General features: G+C 53.4%; 16 protein-coding genes. 12 read left to right on the top strand and 4 right to left on the bottom strand.

What is annotated here, in order from left to right; genetic code table 11:
• The first annotated feature begins 129 nt into the window (after positions 1-129).
• The 7 genes from NSU18_RS15410 to NSU18_RS15380 all read left to right on the top strand — a co-directional run bounded on the left by NSU18_RS15410 (position 130) and on the right by NSU18_RS15380 (position 6,645).
• A complete protein-coding gene (locus NSU18_RS15410; protein WP_341014449.1) occupies positions 130-1,233 on the top strand; it encodes an ROK family transcriptional regulator in 1,104 nt (367 codons plus the stop codon).
• Between the two features lie 251 nt (positions 1,234-1,484).
• Positions 1,485-2,525: an NAD(P)-dependent alcohol dehydrogenase gene (locus tag NSU18_RS15405; protein ID WP_341014448.1), complete on the top strand. Its 1,041-nt coding sequence runs from the start codon at positions 1,485-1,487 to the stop codon at positions 2,523-2,525.
• Between the two features lie 439 nt (positions 2,526-2,964).
• Complete coding sequence (locus NSU18_RS15400; protein ID WP_341014447.1) at positions 2,965-3,588, top strand: glycoside hydrolase family 11 protein; 624 nt, start codon at positions 2,965-2,967, stop codon at positions 3,586-3,588.
• 167 nt (positions 3,589-3,755) lie between these two features.
• The gene (locus tag NSU18_RS15395; protein ID WP_341014446.1) at positions 3,756-4,616 is read left to right on the top strand and encodes a formylglycine-generating enzyme family protein; all 861 of its coding nucleotides are present in this window, start codon (positions 3,756-3,758) and stop codon (positions 4,614-4,616) included.
• Positions 4,617-4,842: 226 nt separating this feature from the next.
• Positions 4,843-6,255, top strand: coding sequence for a glycosyltransferase family 39 protein (locus tag NSU18_RS15390; RefSeq protein WP_341149436.1), 1,413 nt, complete (start codon positions 4,843-4,845; stop codon positions 6,253-6,255).
• Positions 6,252-6,407, top strand: coding sequence for a hypothetical protein (locus NSU18_RS15385; protein WP_341149435.1), 156 nt, complete (start codon positions 6,252-6,254; stop codon positions 6,405-6,407). The genes NSU18_RS15390 and NSU18_RS15385 overlap by 4 nt, the downstream gene beginning before the upstream one ends.
• A complete protein-coding gene (locus NSU18_RS15380; protein WP_341014444.1) occupies positions 6,397-6,645 on the top strand; it encodes a hypothetical protein in 249 nt (82 codons plus the stop codon). Before NSU18_RS15385 ends, NSU18_RS15380 begins: the two co-directional genes overlap by 11 nt.
• 70 nt (positions 6,646-6,715) lie before the next feature.
• On the opposite strand, the gene NSU18_RS15375 is transcribed toward NSU18_RS15380, so the two are convergent.
• Positions 6,716-7,246 (bottom strand): ClbS/DfsB family four-helix bundle protein, encoded by a 531-nt coding sequence (locus NSU18_RS15375; protein ID WP_341014443.1) that lies wholly within the window; start codon positions 7,244-7,246, stop codon positions 6,716-6,718.
• A 107-nt stretch (positions 7,247-7,353) separates the two neighbouring features.
• Between NSU18_RS15375 and NSU18_RS15370 the strand changes: the two genes are divergently transcribed.
• Together NSU18_RS15370 and NSU18_RS15365 are read left to right on the top strand one after the other, a co-directional pair.
• Entirely contained in the window at positions 7,354-8,271 is a 918-nt protein-coding gene (locus NSU18_RS15370; RefSeq protein ID WP_341014442.1) for an AraC family transcriptional regulator, read from the top strand.
• A 24-nt stretch (positions 8,272-8,295) separates the two neighbouring features.
• A complete protein-coding gene (locus tag NSU18_RS15365; protein ID WP_341014441.1) occupies positions 8,296-8,871 on the top strand; it encodes a GNAT family N-acetyltransferase in 576 nt (191 codons plus the stop codon).
• 436 nt (positions 8,872-9,307) lie between these two features.
• Here NSU18_RS15365 and NSU18_RS15360 read toward each other — a convergent pair whose 3' ends face one another.
• Both NSU18_RS15360 and NSU18_RS15355 read right to left on the bottom strand, forming a co-directional pair.
• Positions 9,308-11,083 carry an ABC transporter ATP-binding protein gene (locus tag NSU18_RS15360; protein WP_341149434.1) on the bottom strand — a complete coding sequence of 592 codons (1,776 nt, stop codon included), beginning with the start codon at positions 11,081-11,083 and terminating at the stop codon, positions 9,308-9,310.
• Positions 11,070-12,845, bottom strand: a complete 1,776-nt coding sequence (locus NSU18_RS15355; protein ID WP_341149433.1) for an ABC transporter ATP-binding protein — start codon at positions 12,843-12,845, stop codon at positions 11,070-11,072. Before NSU18_RS15355 ends, NSU18_RS15360 begins: the two co-directional genes overlap by 14 nt.
• Positions 12,846-13,077: 232 nt before the next feature.
• On the opposite strand from NSU18_RS15355, the gene NSU18_RS15350 reads away from it, so the two are divergent.
• The gene (locus NSU18_RS15350; RefSeq protein WP_341014438.1) at positions 13,078-14,457 is read left to right on the top strand and encodes an amino acid permease; all 1,380 of its coding nucleotides are present in this window, start codon (positions 13,078-13,080) and stop codon (positions 14,455-14,457) included.
• Positions 14,458-14,744: 287 nt separating this feature from the next.
• Here NSU18_RS15350 and NSU18_RS15345 read toward each other — a convergent pair whose 3' ends face one another.
• Complete coding sequence (locus tag NSU18_RS15345; RefSeq protein ID WP_341149432.1) at positions 14,745-15,719, bottom strand: DUF4003 family protein; 975 nt, start codon at positions 15,717-15,719, stop codon at positions 14,745-14,747.
• A 170-nt stretch (positions 15,720-15,889) separates the two neighbouring features.
• Here NSU18_RS15345 and NSU18_RS15340 point away from each other — a divergent pair, with 170 nt between their 5' ends.
• Positions 15,890-18,283, top strand: coding sequence for a GH36-type glycosyl hydrolase domain-containing protein (locus NSU18_RS15340; RefSeq protein ID WP_341151050.1), 2,394 nt, complete (start codon positions 15,890-15,892; stop codon positions 18,281-18,283).
• 20 nt (positions 18,284-18,303) lie between these two features.
• On the top strand, positions 18,304-19,143 hold the full coding sequence (locus NSU18_RS15335) for an aldo/keto reductase (protein ID WP_341149431.1): 840 nt from the start codon (positions 18,304-18,306) through the stop codon (positions 19,141-19,143).
• The last annotated feature ends 67 nt before the right edge of the window (positions 19,144-19,210 follow it).

The following is a 19,210-nucleotide window of genomic DNA, read 5'->3' as shown; positions in this document are numbered from 1 at the left end:
GAAATTATTCACAATAAAAGCGGCTAATGATTGCTATAACGGGTGTGATTGCATATTATATGTATAAAATTATAAAGTACATTTGTAAAAGTGAGGGGGATTCGAATGGCGACACATCGCTTGAATAGTATGGAAGTTAAAAAGATGAACCGGAACGCCATTTACCGGTACCTGTATCACCGTGAATCCACTTCCATTCAGGAGATTGCACAGGCGCTGGGTCTAAGTCTCCCGACCGTGACACAGAATCTCAAGGAGCTGCAGGAACGGGGGCTGATTGAGGAGACCGGGCTGTATCAATCCACCGGGGGGCGTAAGGCCAAGTCAATGGCCTGTAACAGTGTGGCGGGATATGCCGTCGGACTGGACATTACCCTGAATCATGTGGGGATTGTCGTCATTGACCTGAGCGGCAGAATGATTAAGAATGTCAGGAAGCATTATCCGTTTGCGAATGAGGAGACCTACTTCCAGGGGGTAGGCCAGCTGGTGAAGGAGTTCGTAGAGGCCTGCCAGCTGGACCGCAGCCGGATCCTGGGAGTGGGCATTGCGCTGCCTGCGATTCTATCCGGGGACCGGCAGACAGTGAGCTATGCTACAGTCATAGATTTCAAGGGAGGCAGTGTCCGGCGGTTCGCCGAATACATCCCTTATCCCTGCGTTCTGAGCAATGATGCGAATGCGGCGGGACTTACTGAACTGTGGGGTGAGCAGGACATACACAATGTGGTCTATCTGTCCCTTAACAATAGCGTGGGCGGTGCCATTATAGTCGGTAACCAGATCTATGCAGGCCAGAACCACCGTAGCGGAGAGTTCGGGCATATGACGATTCTGCCTGAAGGGCGTACCTGTTACTGCGGACAGAAGGGCTGTGTAGATGCCTATTGCTCGGCGAGAATTCTCTCGGATAGTACAGGGGGGAGCATTGCGGAATTCTTCCGGCTGCTGGGAGAGGGCAAGGAGGAGCAGCAGGCCATCTGGCAGGAGTATGTAGGCTATCTGGTGATTACAGTGAATAACCTGCGGATGCTGTACGATTGCGATGTGATTCTCGGCGGCTATGCCGGGGCTCATATGGAGAAATACATCGATGAACTTCAGACACTGGCAGCGCGCAAGAACACCTTCGAGCAGGATGGCTCCTACCTGCGGGTCTGCAAATATAAGCTGGAGGCCACCGCTGTGGGCGCTGCCCTGGAGCTGGTGACTGAATTTATCGCCAGCATCTAGATTCCGGTTGATTTTACCCTAATGCAATATCTGCTTTCCCCGCTCCTCCGGAAGAGGGACGTTGCTGCAATCGCGGCCTTGTCCTTCTCTGGGGGAGTTTTTGTTGACTTCATCCCAATTCTGTTTATAATCTTATTTAAACTGTTTTATAAAAGTATATTATTATTGGATGGCTGGAGAATGAATGCAGAAGCCTGGGAATAACAGGAGTTTTGCTAAGAGTGTCTAAGGTCCCTGAGGAGGAGAAACAGATGAAGAACAGAGCCTTTTATATGACGGAACTGCAAAAAATGCAAATGAAGGACATCGATATGCCCGTAGCCCGGGAGGGCGAGGTTATTGTGAAGCTGGAGGTTGTCGGCATCTGCGGATCGGATGTGCATTATCTGGAGCATGGCCGGATCGGTGACTTCGTGGTGAATGGGGACTTCATTCTCGGACATGAATGTGCCGGTGAAGTGGTGGAGCTGGGGCCGGGCGTGAAGCATTTGAAGGTGGGGGACCGGGTGGCGCTGGAGCCTGGTGTGACCTGCGGCCAATGCGAATTCTGCAAAAGCGGCAAATATAATCTGTGCCCGGATGTACGTTTCCTCGCTACGCCGCCGTACCATGGCTGTCTGATGGATTATATGGCTTACCCCGAGAACATGGCCTTCAAGCTGCCGGATAATGTGTCTTCGGAGGAGGGCGCGCTGGTCGAGCCGTTGGCGGTGGGGCTTCATGCTGCGGCGCAGGGCGGCGTTAAGCTGGGAGACCGGGTTGTGATTCTGGGAGCGGGCTGTATCGGGCTGGTCACTCTGCTGGCCTGTAAGGCTTACGGGGCTACGGAGATTGTGGTGGTGGATATCATTGAGAAGCGGCTGGAAGCGGCAATGAAGCTGGGAGCTACACGGGTGATCAACGCCAGACAGGAGGATGTGCTGGAGGCCATTGCGGCCTGGACCGGTGGCGCGGGCGTGGATAAGGTTATTGAGACGGCAGGCAGCGAGCATACGGTGAAGCAGACGCCATATCTGGTCAAAAGAGGCGGAACCATCGTCCTGGTCGGCCTTGCCGCCAAGGATATCATCGACTTCGACTTCATGCAGATTATGTTCAAGGAAGCCGGCATCCAGTCGGTCTTCCGCTACCGCAACCTGTATCCGGCGGCCATTGGAGCCATCGCGGACGGCAAAATCGACGTCAAAGGCATCGTCACCCACGAATTCGAATTCGAGGACACGCAGCGAGCGTTCGATTACGTGATCGACAATAAGGAGGATGTGGTCAAGGCCGTTATTAAGATGGGGTAGAGGGACGATAGAGGATTGGTTAACAGATTAGCAATGGACGAATAGTGACAAGTGAGTAAAGCTGAACAGTACAGAGCTGCCCCGTTGGGGCGGCTTTTTTGGCGTGAGGAAGAGCATTAGTGCACCTGATTTCGGCAAAAGTAGGCCGGATGAGCAAATATTTGTCCGCCACCGGCCACTGCCGAATTTCCCCGAATTTTCACCACATATCTCCCAGGAGGTTACAATCCGCTTAATTTCGACCCATTATTTCCATAATATCAATAAAAATTGGGGGTTAATCTTTAGTTTGCAGAGAGTAATGTAAACGCTTACTGGATATAATTTTCTCGAAAGGAGGACAAGTAAATATATGGGATAACCATCAGGATAAGTTATATCCTACGGGAAGAAGCAAGCTGCAAGCAAACACATTATAATCGGGAGGTATTAATTTACAATGAAAAAGAAACTTCTTACGGTATTAATGACAGCGGCACTGAGCTTCAGCGCGTTCGCAGCGACTGCAGGCGCAACAGATTATTGGCAAAACTGGACCGATGGCGGCGGAACTGTGAATGCGGTTAACGGAAGCGGCGGGAATTACAGTGTGAACTGGTACAATACCGGGAACTTCGTAGTCGGCAAAGGGTGGACCTACGGCACGCCGAACCGGGTAGTGAATTATAATGCAGGGGTGTTTGCGCCTTCCGGCAACGGCTATCTGACCTTCTACGGATGGACCCGGAATGCCCTTATTGAATATTATGTGGTAGACAACTGGGGAACTTACAGACCAACCGGCGATCATAAAGGCACGGTGTACAGTGATGGCGCCACTTATGATATCTATCGTACTATGCGTTACGACGCTCCTTCCATTGACGGAAATGCTACGTTCCCGCAGTACTGGAGTGTAAGACAATCCAAACGGCCAATCGGCAGCAATGTCCAGATTACGTTCAGCAACCACGTGAACGCCTGGCAGAGCAAATCGATGTATCTGGGAAGCAACTGGTCATACCAGGTACTGGCCACCGAAGGCTACCAGAGCAGCGGCAGCTCCAACGTAACTGTGTGGTAATAGACAAGCTGACAGGCGTCTTGCCGTTCCGGCAGCGGCGTAAGTTCAGCTAACCTTTGACAGGGCTAAGGCCGGCCGGGTGGACAAGCTGCCGGCCTTATCATTTTCACACACTGAACTGCGCTAAGGTCCTGTACCTTGCCCATCTGCTCAAAGGAGAGGTATTCATGAGAAAACCATTAATGATTCTGATTCTATGTATGGCAATCGCGGCTATAGCCAGTGCTTGCTCGCAGGAGAAGCCTGCCACGGATGAACGTTTGGTGCGTATAGAAGGCGGTACTTTTAAAAATACGAAATCCAATTACTACGGGACAGAGATGACCCTCCCGGACTTCTACATCGGTAAATATGAGGTCACCCAGCAAGAGTGGCTGGAAGTGATGAAGAGTAACCCCTCGCAGTTCCAAGGAGACAAGCTGCCGGTGGAGAGCGTAACCTGGTATGATGCCGTGGAGTACTGTAATGAGCGGAGTGTGAAGGAAGGCCTGGCCCCCTACTATAATATAGACAAGAATAAGGTCGATCCGAATAATACAAGTGACCGGGATTTCATAAAATGGACTGTAACGGCCAATGAAGGGGCGGACGGTTACCGTCTGCCGACAGAAGCCGAGTGGGAATATGCAGCAGGCGGAGGCCAGATGAGCACAGGCTACCCGTATAGCGGAAGCGACAACCCGGAGGAGGTAGCCTGGTACTGGAGGAACTCCGGCGATCAATTCCTGACCGGGGACTGGACCTGGCCTGCGATTGAGAACAATCATAGCCAGCCGAGAAATACCGGCCTCAAGCAGCCCAATGAGCTGGGACTCTACGATATGTCAGGCAACGTAAGGGAATGGTGCTGGAATTGGTACGGGGAAGCGGATTCGAATAGCAAGACCGGCTCGGTCCGGCTGGTGAAGGGCGGCGGCTGGATCGGCGGGGTGGATAATACGGAGATCTCCTTCCGCGGCCAATTCGATCCAAGCAGCCGGGGGAATGACCAGGGCTTTCGTGTGGTTCGTGCTGTTGCTGACAAGTGATTCACCCGTTCGTATTCAACAGGAACAGAATAGTTTAAGCAGCAGGCCTTCGGGAAGCTTTTCCGGCATGAGCGCATCTGTGGATGCGGCGGCTGGAGAGGACCCGGAGGTTTTTTGGTGTCTGAAGCATCCTTTCAACTAACATTCAGATTCACTATGTATACTCCGTATATGGATTAAGGCACATGCGAAAGACTCGCCGGACGCTGCCAATCAGGAGGGTATCATGGTAAAAAGAATCCAGCAAATCGTAACAATCATCCTCGCCTTATTCATTGGGCTGTTCATTGCTTCATCCTTCTTTCTCCGGGCAAAATATAGCTATTCCGTGTATGGAGACCGGGCGGTGCTGGAAGGGCAGCAGCCGCTTGTGTTCCTGCTATGGATTGTAGTTGTTCTGGGATTGGGCTTCGTGCTGTACAGACTCTCCCGGAGGCTTGAAGGGTATAGCCGGGCCAAGGTTATTCCAGCTGTTCTGCTGTTATCTGGTGCCATGCAGCTCGTGATTATTTTTCTGTTCACCCGCATGCCTACGGATGATTCACAGACGGTGCTGTCCCTGGCCTGGGCGATGCTCTATGACAAGGATTATTCCTCCTTCCAGTCAGGCGGATACCTGTACATGTTCCCTTTTAATTTCTCCTTCGTGCTGTATTTGAAGACGCTGCTGCTTCTATTCCCGGACAATTACCTGGTGATCAAAAGCTTCAACATTCTGTTCACGCTCGCCACCACGCTGGTCATCTATCTGCTCGCCCAAGAGCTGAATCCTAAATCAAGCAGGAAGGACTATGGCCTTCTGATTATCGCTGCGGCCTATGTTCCGGCATTGTTCATGAGCAACTTCATCTATAATGATGGAATTGCCACGGCTCTGCTCACCAGCGCGCTCTACTTCGGAGTCAGGTTCATCCGCAGAAGATCCATGAAGGATATGCTGTTCGCGGCAGTACTGCTTACACTTGGTAACTACTTCCGCAGCATAGGTATGATCTTCCTGATTGCCATTGTTCTCAGTCTGCTCCTGAACCTGCGGGCGATTGGCGTGAAGAAGGTCATTGCTGCCTGTGGCATAACCCTGCTGCTGTGGGTTCTTCCTGCCTGGATTCAGAATACGGCGCTTCAAGCCACAGGCATTGTGGACGAATCGCCGTCCAGCAATTCTGCTCCGGTGTACATGTGGCTGAACATGGGAATTAATCTGGAGACACTCGGGTTCTGGGATGACCGTGAGAGCTATAATATCTACCAGCAGGAGGCCGGCTATAATAAGGCGGAGAGTGTAGAACTGTTTAAGGACTCTATCCGCAGCAAGCTCTCCGGCGCGACCTTAACTGAGCTTGCAGAAATGTATTATAAAAAGCTGGTCTGGACCTGGACGGAAGGGACATATCAGATGGAGCGCTACGGGATTGGAAATGAAGCCGCCTCCTCCACTGGCGGGAGGGGCGGCATGGTGATGGGACACTACAGCTATTCCACAGCCGCAAGCAGACTGTTTGAATGTGATTCCATATACCGGCGCGGCTTGCTGTGGGCCTTATATGTCCAGAATTTCCTGATGTACATCTTCATTCTGATCCGGTTAATCCGGGGACTGCTTGCTAAGCGTTTCGCGGAGACCCCCTCCTTCTGGTGATTCTTGGCTTCATCGGGTTCTACCTGCTCTGGGAGATTAAGTCCCGGTATCTGTATCCCGTGTATCCGCTGCTGCTTGTCTTGTCTTACCTGGGTTTCCAAGATGCCTATAGCCTGCTGACCGGCAGAAGGAGGTCTCATGATGCGGAATAAGAAATACTATATCACCTTAATTATTAGTGTGCTTATTTGTTCGCTGCTGCTCACTTCCTGCGAAGCAATCACTGCCCAGAATATTACCAGTGCAGACTTCAATTCCCGGCCCGGCGGGTTCCCCGGCATGAACGGCGGCGGCGCCAACTTCAGGGACGGGAGCAGGGGAATGAACCGGGAAGGCACTGGCAAGAGGGGGATGCAAAGGCCAGACGGGAGGGCAGACAGCACGCAATGATTGCGAAGCAGTGGACGCTAACCTGTTATCCCGCTATCCCGCTATCCCGCTTTGTGATGCTGCCACTTTGTCACTCTGCGAGTCCTTCAGGACAATGCTTTTTCCACTTCCGGATCTTCCCCCGGAAGGTCTTGAACGGAGCGGCAGAATTAATGTGAATCCACCGGGCCATCGGCCAGTTCTCCTTGGCTCCGGTCCACTTACGCGCGCCTTGGATGAACAGCTCCTCCTCCGTCAATGTGCTGATCCAGTCCAGCCACTGCTGCTCTGATTGCCGGAAGAGTTCACGCAACTCAGACAGAGAATACTCCGCATATTTACTGTAGAAGGACTGATACAACCCGCCGAGCTGATTCCACTTGTAATCCGCAGCAGGCATGGAGAAGGTCTGTCCTTCCAGCTCACTCCGGTCCCAGCTCCTCACCAGCTCCAGCCAGCCCAGCTGATAAGCGATGATCTCGGCTGGGGTTTTGTCCACCTCAGGAATTCGCGTATCCTTATATGTATTGTTAATTCCGTCATACTCGGCATCCAAGAGCAGGTACAGATTATGGATCGTGTCGATCAGCTCCTGCCGGGACGAGTATTCATAGCTTGCCATAACAATCACTCCTTTCCTCTGGTTATACCACAGGGTTGTGACAACAGTCTGTCCAGTTTACAATATTTGTACAGTATTGTAACACGAAGGAGACAGGGGGTTCAGTGATGAAGGAGCAGTATGGGGAGAGGATCAAGCAGGTCATTGCCTACATAGAAAATCACAGCAGCCAGCCGCTGCGGCTGGATCAGCTGGCGGAGATCTCCCATTTCTCCAAATATCATTTCACCAGAATATTCACAGCCTTCACGGGCATGACGCCGATGGCCTTCGTAACCAGGAAGCGTGTCGAGCAGGCCATGGTGCTGCTTAGCCGGACGAATCAGACGATTCTGGAGATTGCAGGGGAGAGCGGCTTTGAATCGGTATCTGCTCTGAATGTCCATTTCAAACGGCATTTCGGCTGTACCCCCAGCAGTACCAGGAATAGCAGGCAGAAACATAGCAATTTCCCGTCACTCCTCAGCAATAAGCAGGCAGAGCCGGCCGCCCCGGCGGAATACAATAAAGCAGAAGGTAATCCGCTGTTAAGGAGGGCATGGGACAGTATGGTGGAACTCAGAGAAATTGCAGAGGTTGAGGTCGCTTATGTCAGGCATATTGGAAGTTACATAAACACGCATAACGCATGGGACAAGCTAACCGGCTGGGCTGCTAAGCAGGGGCTGCATCCGGCGAATCAGCAGTACATCGGAATCTCACTGGATGACGGGGAACTTACAGAAGAGTCTGTATGCCGCTATGATGCTTGCATTACACTCCCGGAGGGATTCGAACGGGAGACCCACCGGGAGGAGGTAGCATACAAGACTCTATCCGGCGGGCTGTATGCGGTGTATTCCTACTATGATGCGGTAGATAGATTTGTCCTTGCGTATGATACCATGTTCAGCGTATGGTTACCCCGCAGCGGCTATGAAGCCGATGACCGGCCATGTCTTGAATTCTGCCTGAATGATCCTGCGCAAGATCCGCAGGGCAAGTGCATGGTTGATTTGTACGTCCCCATTAGGCCAAGCGCTTAAGGATCAGAGAAGGGAGTGCCCCGGATGAAGATGGAGATTGTGTTTGACCAGTTCCCTGTCTTAAGGTCAGAGGAGCTGGTATTGGGCAAGATTGAGGAGCAGCATCTGGATGGGCTATTCGAGATTTACAGCAATGACCAGGTGTTCGAATATTGCGGCATTATCCCCAAGCACAATAAGACTACAGTCAAGAGCATGATCGGTCATTATGAGCGGGATTATGGCAAAAGATCGCGGATCAAGTGGGGCATCTTCGCCCCCGCAGACGATACGCAACTGCTCGGAATTATTGAAGCCTGCGACTTCAATCAGAGGGTCAATATGGTGACCATTGGCTACTTCCTTGCGGAAGCCCAGTGGGGGAGGGGCCTCGCTTCCAAGGCCGTTGAGCTGTTGACAGCATTCCTTTTCCAGCAGGCTCAGGTGAACCGGATTCAGGCAGAGGTGATGCTGAACAATGAGCCTTCCAAGAAGGTGCTGCTGAAGAACGGATACGTCAAGGAAGGGATGCTGCGGCAAGCGGCCCTCTGGTCCGGCAAGGGAGTGGTCGATCTGGAGATCTACAGTATGCTGAGGGAAGAGTACATGAAGCAGGAATAAATAATGCACGGGTAACAGGTTTTCCGCTTAAAGGTTTTACCACCGGACCATGAGGCTCTTATTTTGTGAAAAAGATAGCTTTATCGCTCGCCTGCGGACTGAGGGGCCGTTATAGGGCCAATTGGTGATGGAAATGAGGCGAAAATGACTAGTTAAGTGCATGTGAGTCCGCCTGGCCCGCAAAATGGTACAATGTACAGGAATAGCGGCTCTCCAGTCCGCGTGGACCGCAGTAGTAGTACTGCTTCATTGCACATGATAGAGGAAGCCAGTAACAGTAGTGTTAGGCGGTATCCGTTCTTACATGTGTAACTATTCTTCACTGAAGATGTGCTGTACGGTTCAACTAAGCACGCAAAAACCGCAGACAGGGGAGTCCCTGCTGCGGTTTTTGGTATATGCCTATTGGGATCTAAGCTTTATCCTGCGTTGCACATCAGGCTTCCATCTTCTGCGCCGTATACAGCCGGTGGTACAGGCCGCGGCGGGCGATCAGCTCGTCATGTGAGCCGCTCTCGGCAATGCCCTTATTTGAGACATACATAATCCGGTCGCAGTTCTTCACCGTAGACAGGCGGTGCGCGATGATGAACGAGGTGCGCCCTTTGAGCAGCTCATTCAGCCCCTTCTGGAGCAGACGTTCGGTCTGCGCATCAATGGAGGAGGTGGCTTCATCCAGGATGAGTATCCGCGGGTTAGCCAGCAGTGTTCTGGCGAACGAGATCAGCTGGCGCTGTCCCTGGGAGAGCTTGGAGCCGCGTTCGTTCACCTCGGTCTGGTAGCCCTGATCGAATTCGCGGATGAAGTCGTCCGCACAGACCGCCTTCGCGGCGGCGATAACCTCCTCCTCGGTCGCATCCGGTCTGCCGTAGCGGATATTATCCAGAATGGTTCCCGAGAAGATGAAGCTGTCCTGCAGCATAATTCCCATCTGGCTGCGCAGTGATTTCAAGGTAATCTGTGAGATATCCTGCCCGTCAATCAGGATGCGTCCGCCGGTCAGGTTATAGAAGCGCGAGATCAAATTAACGACGGTGGTCTTACCCGCACCGGTCGGACCGACCAGAGCGATGCTCTCTCCGGCAGCCACATCGAAGGAGATGTTCTCCAGGATATTCAGGCCCGGATCGTAGGCGAAGGTGACATCATCGAACGTCACCCGGCCTTGTACAGGCGGCAGCGCCTTCGCACCGGGGATATCGCTGACCGTCACCGGCTCATCCAGCGTCTCGAAGATCCGCTCCAGATAAGCGACTGCATTAATGAAGTTATTGTACAGGTTCGACAGGTTCAGGATCGGCTGCCAGAAGCGTGCCGCGTAGCTGCTCATGGCGAGAATCACGCCCAGCGTCATGTTCTGAGGGTCCAGAGTCAGCAGGCCGACCAGGAAGATCATAGCTGTAACAATGGTAGACAGGTTATCGACACTGAACGGAATCAGAATGTTGTAACGCAGCGCCTTCATCCAGGCCGTGCGGAAGTTGCCGGCCAGACGGGTGAAGATGCCTTCATTGCGCGTCTCCCGGGAGAACATCTGGGTGACGCCGATGCCGCTGATGCTCTCCTGGAGATAGGCATTCAGATTGGAGCTTTTATTCGATACGGCCTGCCAGGCCCGGCGCTGCCGGGTCTTGATCAGCAGCATGATGCCGAGGAATACCGGCAGTCCGGCCAGAATGATGAAGGAGAGCCGCACATCCACGGCGAACATGAACACTGCAATGAAGATCAGGTTCACAATTTCCAGAATGAAGTTGATAATTCCGTTCGATAACACATCGGAGACCGCATTGACATAGTTCACGACCCGGATCAGGATTTTGCCCTGCGGCCGGTCGTCGTAATATTTGAATGGCAGGTCCTGCAGATGCTTGAACAGATCTGTGCGGATATCGAAGATAATATCCTGACCCACACTTGTCATAATCCGCGAGCGGATGGTCGCCAGAATGACGCTGACCACAATCGTTGCCAGCATTAGCGCCGACCAGCCGGCCAATGCGCCCATATCTTTGGCGGGAATCGTCACATCCACCACATGCTGCATGATCAGCGGGGCCGACAGGGCAATCGCCGCCGACAATGCACTAAGCGCGAATGCAATCAGCATAGGCTTCTTTTTGCGTCTGATATAGACCATGGCCCGCCGGAAATGCTTGATATTGAACGGCGATTCCAGATTCTCGTCGACATCGAATTTATTTCTGGCCACTCTCAGTCACCTGCCTTCCAATACCCTCGTTCTGAAGCATAAATACATCATAGTAATAACCCCGCTTCGCGAGCAGCTCGGCATGAGTCCCTTCCTCAATTAAGCGTCCGCCCTCAAGAATCAGAATGCGGTCAGCCTGGGCCGTAGTGGATACCCGCTGCGCAATGATGATCTTAGTGCAGGGGTACTCCAGCTCCCGGAGGCTGCGCTGGATATGCTCCTCCGTCTCCAGATCGACCGCAGAGGTCGTATCATCCAGGATCAGAATCGGACGTTGGACCGCCAGGGCGCGTGCCAGCGCAATCCGCTGCTTCTGTCCACCGGACAGACCGACGCCGCGCTCCCCGACTACCGTATCGTAGCCTTCGGGCATCTTAACAATGAAATCATGGGCAGCGGCCAGAGCCGCATAAGCCTTCGCATCCTCCTCCGGCAGATCCGGATCGCCGTAAGCGATGTTGCCGTCAATGGTATCGGAGAACAGCAGGACATCCTGCGTAGCCATCCCGATGTTCCCGCGCAGCTCATCCAGCTCCAGCTCCCGAACATCTCTGCCGTCGACCAGCACACGCCCGCCAGCCACATCATAGAAGCGGGGAATGAGGTTGATCAGCGAGGTTTTGCCGGAGCCGGTGGCTCCCATAATCGCAATGGTCTCGCCGGGGGCAATTGTGAAGCTCACATCATCCAGCACGGTAGCGTTATCATATTTGAACCGGACATGGTCGAATTCGATCCGTCCCTCATAGCGGCGTTGCTCCACCGGATTATGATCATTGGCAATCGCCGGACGGGCGTAATAGATATCGACGATTTTGGATAAGCTGGCAAAGAAACGTTGAATATCATTAATAATAATTCCGATATTGCGCATCGGGTTCGAAACGGCCCAGATCAGCGAGGAGAACGCCGTGAACTCACCGAAGGTAATCCGCCCCTCCATCACGTAGTAACCGCCGGCCAGCATCAGGACCACGTTGAACCCTTGGGCGAACGACTCCAGATAAGGGAAATAGTCGAGCCAGACGAGGGCCGCTTTTTTATTCGCCACCGCGTAGTTGACATTCTTCTCTGTGAACTTGGAAATCTCGAACTCCTCACGGGCAAAAGCCTTCACCACCCGGTTCCCGGAGATATTCTCCTGGGTCGTTGTATTGAGCTGGGACAGCCGTTCGCGCAGGTCGATGTACATGGGACGCACCCGTCTGGCGAAGATAAAGGCCACCACAAAAATCGGCGGTGACAGGATCAGCATCCACAGCGTCAGCTTCACATCAATCGTGAGGAAATAAATGACGGCTGCCAGGAAAATCGTAAGCGATTCAATGATCGTCTTGAAAATCCATGCCATCGAGTGGCGGACCATATCCAGGTCCCCCGTCATTTTGGTCATCAGGTCCCCGGTGCGGTTACGGTCATAATATTCCCGGTCCTGGCCCTGAATCTTGTTGTACAGATAAATCCGGATATTGTACATCATATTCTGTGAAGAAATTTCGTACTGCATGGTCGTGAAGTATGCCAGCCCTGTACGGAGCAGAGAGAAGCCGATCATGCCCAGGCACAGTGCAATGAGCAGTCCGCGTCCTGTAGCAAGATTCTCTCCTGCTTGGTCACCGGCAATGAACGTATCGACGATGCGCTGGCTGATGTAGGGGTTCACTATCGTAAGACTTGAGCCCACCACCGAGAGGCAGAGCGCCACGATATACCGCGCCCGGTTGCCCTCCAGGTTCTGCCACAGCCATTTGATTTCAAACATCTGATCACCTGTTTCCTGTTGTCTTGTGATAAACAAAGTGATTATAACACTATGAACCAAAATGTATAGGGATACGCTTAATTTCTTTTTACAAAAGCTTGAACTTTGTAATGGAGTAATTCTGCATTGCGTTAATGTAGATCACAGCTTACAATGATGCTTACATATTAAGATAGATTGCGTGGAGTACATGTGAGGTGTACAGGTGTACATTTGAGGGGGAGCATAACGCTTGGAATCGAAACAGTTAACAAGAGGACTTAAGCCGCGGCATATCGAGCTGATCGCACTGGGCGGCACGATTGGCGTGGGATTATTCATGGGCTCGGCAAGTACGATTAAGTGGGCGGGACCATCCGTGCTGCTTGCGTATCTTATGGCAGGAATCATTATGTTTTTTGTGATGCGGATTATGGGGGAGATGCTGGTGGTGGAGCCGGTGACCGGTTCGTTCGCCACATTTGCCCACAAATATATCAGCCCGCTGGCCGGCTTCCTGACCGCCTGGAGCTACTGGTTCCTCTGGGTGACGGTCGGTATGGCCGAGGTTACGGCGATTGGTATCTATGTCGGGTACTGGTTCCCGGATATTCCGCAGTGGATTCCGGCGCTGATCGGTGTAGGCATCATTGCAGCGGCCAATCTGGCGGCGGTGAAGCTGTACGGGGAGTTTGAATTCTGGTTTGCGATGATCAAGGTGGTCGCTATTGTGGTGATGCTGGTGATCGGCACCGGGGTGATTTTCTTCGGTCTGGGGAATGGCGGGCAGCCGCTCGGGCTGTCCAATCTGTATAGCCACGGCGGTTTTTTTGCCGGAGGACTCAAGGGCTTCCTGTTCGCGCTCTGCATTGTCACGGCGGCCTATCAGGGGATTGAGCTGGTGGGGATTACGGCCGGGGAAGCGGAGAATCCGAAGCATACGCTGCGAAAAGCAATCAAGAATATCATCTGGCGTATTCTGATTTTCTACGTGGGGGCCATCTTCATCATTGTGACCATCTATCCGTGGAATGAGATCGGCGGGATCGGCAGTCCGTTCGTGTTGACCTTCGCCAAGGTCGGGATTGTCGCTGCGGCAGGCATTATCAACTTCGTGGTGCTGACCGCGGCGATGTCAGGCTGCAACAGCGGGATCTACAGTGCGGGAAGAATGCTCTACACGCTCGCCCAGAACGGACAAGCTCCGAAGTTCTTCGGCAGAGTCTCTGCCAGCGGAGTGCCCCGCAACAGCATAATCACAACGATCTCCCTGCTGCTGGTCGGCGTATTGTTAAACTATCTGATGCCGGACTCCAAGCTGTTTCTCTATATTTACAGTGCCAGCGTGCTTCCGGGAATGATTCCGTGGTTCGCCCTGGCCTTCAGCCAGTTCAGATTCAGAGAGCGATGGGCAGGCGAGATGGCCGCCCATCCGTTCAAGTCCCGCTTTTTCCCGGTCAGTAACTACATTATTATCATCTTCCTGTCGCTGGTCATCATCGGCATGTGGTTCAACCCGGATACCCATCTGTCGCTGATCGTCGGCGCGTCGTTCCTGGCTGTTGTTGTGGCGGGGTACTATGCGTTTGGGATCGGCAGACGCCGTATGCCCGGGGATGGGGAGGAAGTGTAGGATTGTTGCGGAAGGGTGGCAGGCAAGCGGCCGCAGCTGCTTAACATAACAACAAGTGGATAAACGTCATCTAATTATAACAAAAACGTTGTTTGGCGAAGTGAAGTTGGAAATTATACACCTACTCCAGCCGGATACAGGTAATATCGCAGATATGGGCAGAGTTAAGTATCATAAATCCAACTAATTTCCGTCACACGGGAGATAGCCCGTTAACAAGTGCCTGAAATCCAACTAAAAGGCTTCCGAAGCAAACTACGCTCCGGAAGCCTTTTGCATGTCAATTCCTAAGAAGAAGCTGCCGCCGCAGCAGAGGCCGCAGCTACAGCAATCGCTGTCTGCTGGGCAATGATGATGTTGGTCAGACTGGTAGATAGGGCGGATTCAATAATGCCGTTTCGCACGTCCACTATATATTGATAGGAGACGAGTGCGGCAGACAGCAGGAGCAGCTCCTGCTTGTTGATCGACCAGCCGCCGAAGCCCTTCTGCGGACGGAGAAACTCATAGGTATCCGAGACATCGCTTACCAGCTGTTGCTGTTCGTACGGAAGCAGGGCCAGGATGCCAAGGGACGAGAGAGTATACTCCTTATCCAGCCGGATATCCCGGGCCCGGAACGCCTCGCGCAGACTTAGCACCCGGCTTGTGAGATCCCCGCCGCCCAGCACCAGCACCTGTGTCAGCGCCTGAACACTATTACCGGAGAAGAACTCGGGCTTGAGTGTAACATAGAGCTGTTCCAGCTGCTCCAGCCCTTGCTCTACAGGGATATCGGACAGCCCGAGCATGGCAGCGAAGATATAGTCGTCCCGTCCGGTGAGGAAACGGTGCTTCGACCGCATCCCTTCATAGAAAGCTTGAGTGTGGTCTATGGCTGCGGCATATTGATCGTACGGGGTATGAGCAGCGATCTGATAGGCGGCAATGACCAGGTAGTCGGAGGCCCGGAATTTACGTTCCTTAAGGAGGTCATATACAGCCAGCGTTGCTGCAAGCTGTTGTTCCGGCTGGGGGGACAGGGAGAGCAGCGCAGCAATACAGATGGCTGAGGTTCCCCGGAAGGACGAGAAGCCCCGGGTGTTATCCTTGACCATCTCATGGTACATGCGGATCGCCTGCACATTGGCGATCTTGTCCTCCACGGCGTAGAGCAAGGCTGCCAGCCGGTTCACGGAGGCATTTTGCCAGGGGAATTCCTGTTTGATCTGCTGGGCGTTGGTTACGAATAATTCAAGTCTGGCTATGTACGATTGCTTCATCTGATGCACCTCTCATTTAGCGGTAGAAATTTGGGTATATTCTACTATAAAAACCAAATCGATGAAATTGAAACTCATTCTGCAGACTTGCCCGCAAACCTATGAGAGCGTATTCTTGAATAAAGTATACTAGAATGATGGATATTTATTCCGGAAAGAGAGGCATGAGAATGATACGAGCATCTGAAGATAACCAATATTATGAGCTGTCCAGTCCCACAATCCTTCCTAAGGCTTCGGGGTTCCTGTGGAATGAGCAGATGATGATTCATATGAACTGCCGGGGATATGCGGTAGCCCAGTTCATGCAGCCCGAGCCTGCGAAGTATTCCTATGCGCCGAATCTGGAGGCCAAGACATTCATGCAGCCGGAGCAGCCTTATTATGCCCATCACCCCGGACGCTTCGTCTATGTCAAGGATGAGGAGAACGGCGAGCTGTTCTCTGCCCCCTATGAGCCTGTCCGCACCCCTCCGGATCATTACACTTTTGCGGTAGGTAAACATAATATTGTATGGACCATTGAGAAGAACGGGATCGCGATAGAGATGACGTTAAGCCTGCCTAAGGATGACCCGATGGAGCTGTGGCGGGTGAAGGTGACCAATCTGTCCGACGCTCCCCGCAAGATCAGCATCTATCCCTACTTCACCATCGGTTACATGTCATGGATGAATCAGTCGGGCGAGTATAAGGAAGCCTTGCAGGGAATCGTGGCTACAGCGGTCACCCCTTATCAGAAATATCAGGATTACGCCAAAATCAAGCATCTAAAGGACAAAACCTTCCTGCTGGCCGACCATGCCCCGGCTTCCTGGGAAGTGAATCAGGAAGCCTTCGAGGGCGAAGGGGGGATCGGCTCGCCGTCAGCGGTCAAGAACGAACGGCTGGCGCAAGGCGAAGCCCGTTATGAGACTCCGGTTGCTGCCTTGCAATACAGTCTGGACCTGGCTGCGGGGGAAGAACGTGAATACCGCTTCATCTTCGGGCCGGCCCACGATGAACAGGAGATTGCCGAGATCCGCCATCGGCTGTTCCTGGATGCGGGGGCAGACGGCGAAGACGGATTCGTCCGCGCCGAGCGGGAATATGCCCAGTACATCGCAGAAGGCAGAGGGAGCATTGATATCTCCACACCGGATGCGGACCTCGACAATCTGGTCAACCACTGGCTGCCCCGGCAGATGTACTATCACGGGCAGACCAACCGCCTGACCACCGACCCGCAGACCCGGAATTATCTGCAGGATAATATGGGGATGAGCTACCTTAAGCCGCAGACGGCAAGAGAAGCGTTCCTGACGGCCTTAAGCCAGCAGGAGGCCAGCGGAGCGATGCCGGACGGCATTATTTTGCATGAAGCGGCTGAACTGAAATATATCAATCAGGTTCCGCATACGGACCATTGTGTCTGGCTGCCGATTTGCCTCAGTACCTATCTGGATGAGACGGATGATTACAGCATTCTGGATGAGCAAGTATCGTATGCGGGCGGCCTGGAGACAGGGCCTGTGCATGAGCATATCGACCGTGCGGTACAGTGGCTGCTCCAAGAGCGGGATGAGCGCGGCCTGAATTATATCAATCAGGGAGACTGGTGCGACCCGATGAATATGGTAGGGTACCGGGGACAAGGCGTGTCCGGCTGGCTGACCATCGCTACCGCGTATGCATGTATGGTCTGGGCGGATATTTGTGAGCGTAGCGGCCGGCAGGAGGTTGCGGACACCTTCCGCCTGGCGGCGGACGAGGTGAATGCGGCGGCCAATCGGTATCTGTGGGATGGCGAGTGGTATGCGCGCGGGATCACCGACGACAATGTCCTGTTCGGAATCAGCAGCGACAAGGAAGGCCGGATATTCATCAATCCCCAGGGCTGGGCGCTGCTCAGCGGTGCAGCGGATAAGGAGAAGCGGGCGAAGCTGATGAAGTCGGTCCATGAACAGCTGGAAACCCCGTATGGAGTGGAAAAGCTCGCACCGTCCTATACGGCCATGCGCGAGGATGTGGGCCGGGTCACCCAGAAGCATCCGGGGACAGCCGAGAACGGTGCAGTCTACAATCATGCCGCCGCCTTCTATATCTATGGCTTGTATGCAGTGGGTGAGCAGGATCACGCGTACCGTCTGCTGCGCAAAATGCTCCCCGGGCCTGATATCGGGGATATCATCCGGCGGGGCCAGCTGCCGGTGTTCATCCCTAACTATTACCGGGGTGCTTACAAGCAGTTCCCGCAGACTGCCGGACGTTCCAGCCACCTGTTCAACACCGGAACCGTTCCTTGGGTGTACCGTTGCCTGATCGACGGGCTGTTCGGCCTGCAAGGCTGCCGGGAAGGGCTTCAGGTGAAGCCACAGCTTCCGTCCGTCTGGCAGGAGGCCACCGTGAAGCGCAGCTTCAGAGGGGCTGAGCTGCAGATTGAGATGAAGCGTGAGTCTGGCGTAGCGGCAATCGAAGTCTATCTGGACGGACAGCTTGTGGAAGACGGTGTTCTGAAGGAACTGAGACCGGGTAAGCAGTATCAGGTGCTGGTTAAGATTCCGGCAGGGGCTGTTACTATTTAAATAGAGGAGGCTGAATGAACATGACGAATCATATTCCGGAAGTACTGCTGAACGACGGGGTGAAGGCGCCAGCCATCGGCTTCGGAACCGCGTGGATCAGAGGCGCGAAGGGTGTAGAGAGCCTGAAGACGGCAATGGATCTGGGGTATCGTCTGATCGATTCCGCATTCAACTATGAGAATGAGGGTGTTGTCGGAGAGGCGGTGCGGCAGAGTGGTGTCCCGAGAGAAGAGCTGTTCATTACTTCCAAGCTGCCGGGCCGGCATCATAAGTATGATGAGGCGGTCAAGACGATTGAGGAATCGCTGTACCGGGCCGGACTCGACTATTATGACCTGTACCTGATCCACTGGCCGAATCCCAAGGTGAACCTGTATGTGGAAGCATGGCAGGCACTGATTGATGCGCGGGCAAAAGGGCTGATCCGTTCAATCGGCGTCAGCAACTTCCTGCCGGAGCATCTGGACCGTCTGATTAAGGAGACAGGTGTGGTACCGGCGATGAACCAGGTTGAGCTGCACCCCTTCTATCAGCAGGCGGAGCAGCGCGCGTATCATGAGCAGCACGGAATCGTCACAGAATCCTGGAGTCCGCTGGGACGCGGCGAGGATCTGCTGAAGAATGAACAGCTCCAGACCCTTGCCTCTGCTCGTGGCAAGTCCGTCTCACAGATTGTTCTGCGCTGGCATGTGCAGCTGGGAGCCGTTCCGATTCCAAGGTCGCAGTCGGAGGCGCATCAGCGGGAGAATATAGATATCTTCGGCTTCGAATTGTCGGAAGAAGAGATGAAGATGATCTCGGACATTCCGACCACCGGCCCGCTGTGGGAGCAGGACCCGGCCGTGTACGAAGAGTTCTGATTCATTAAATGATATACAGTGGGGGCCCCTTGCTCTTTTGGCAAAGGGCTTTTATTTTTGTGGCTGC

It is taken from the genome of Paenibacillus sp. FSL H8-0048 (assembly GCF_038002825.1).
Taxonomy (GTDB): Bacteria; Bacillota; Bacilli; order Paenibacillales; family Paenibacillaceae; genus Paenibacillus_AQ.
Note: the sequence above shows the minus strand (reverse complement) of the source record. Positions and strands in the feature narration are given on the sequence as shown.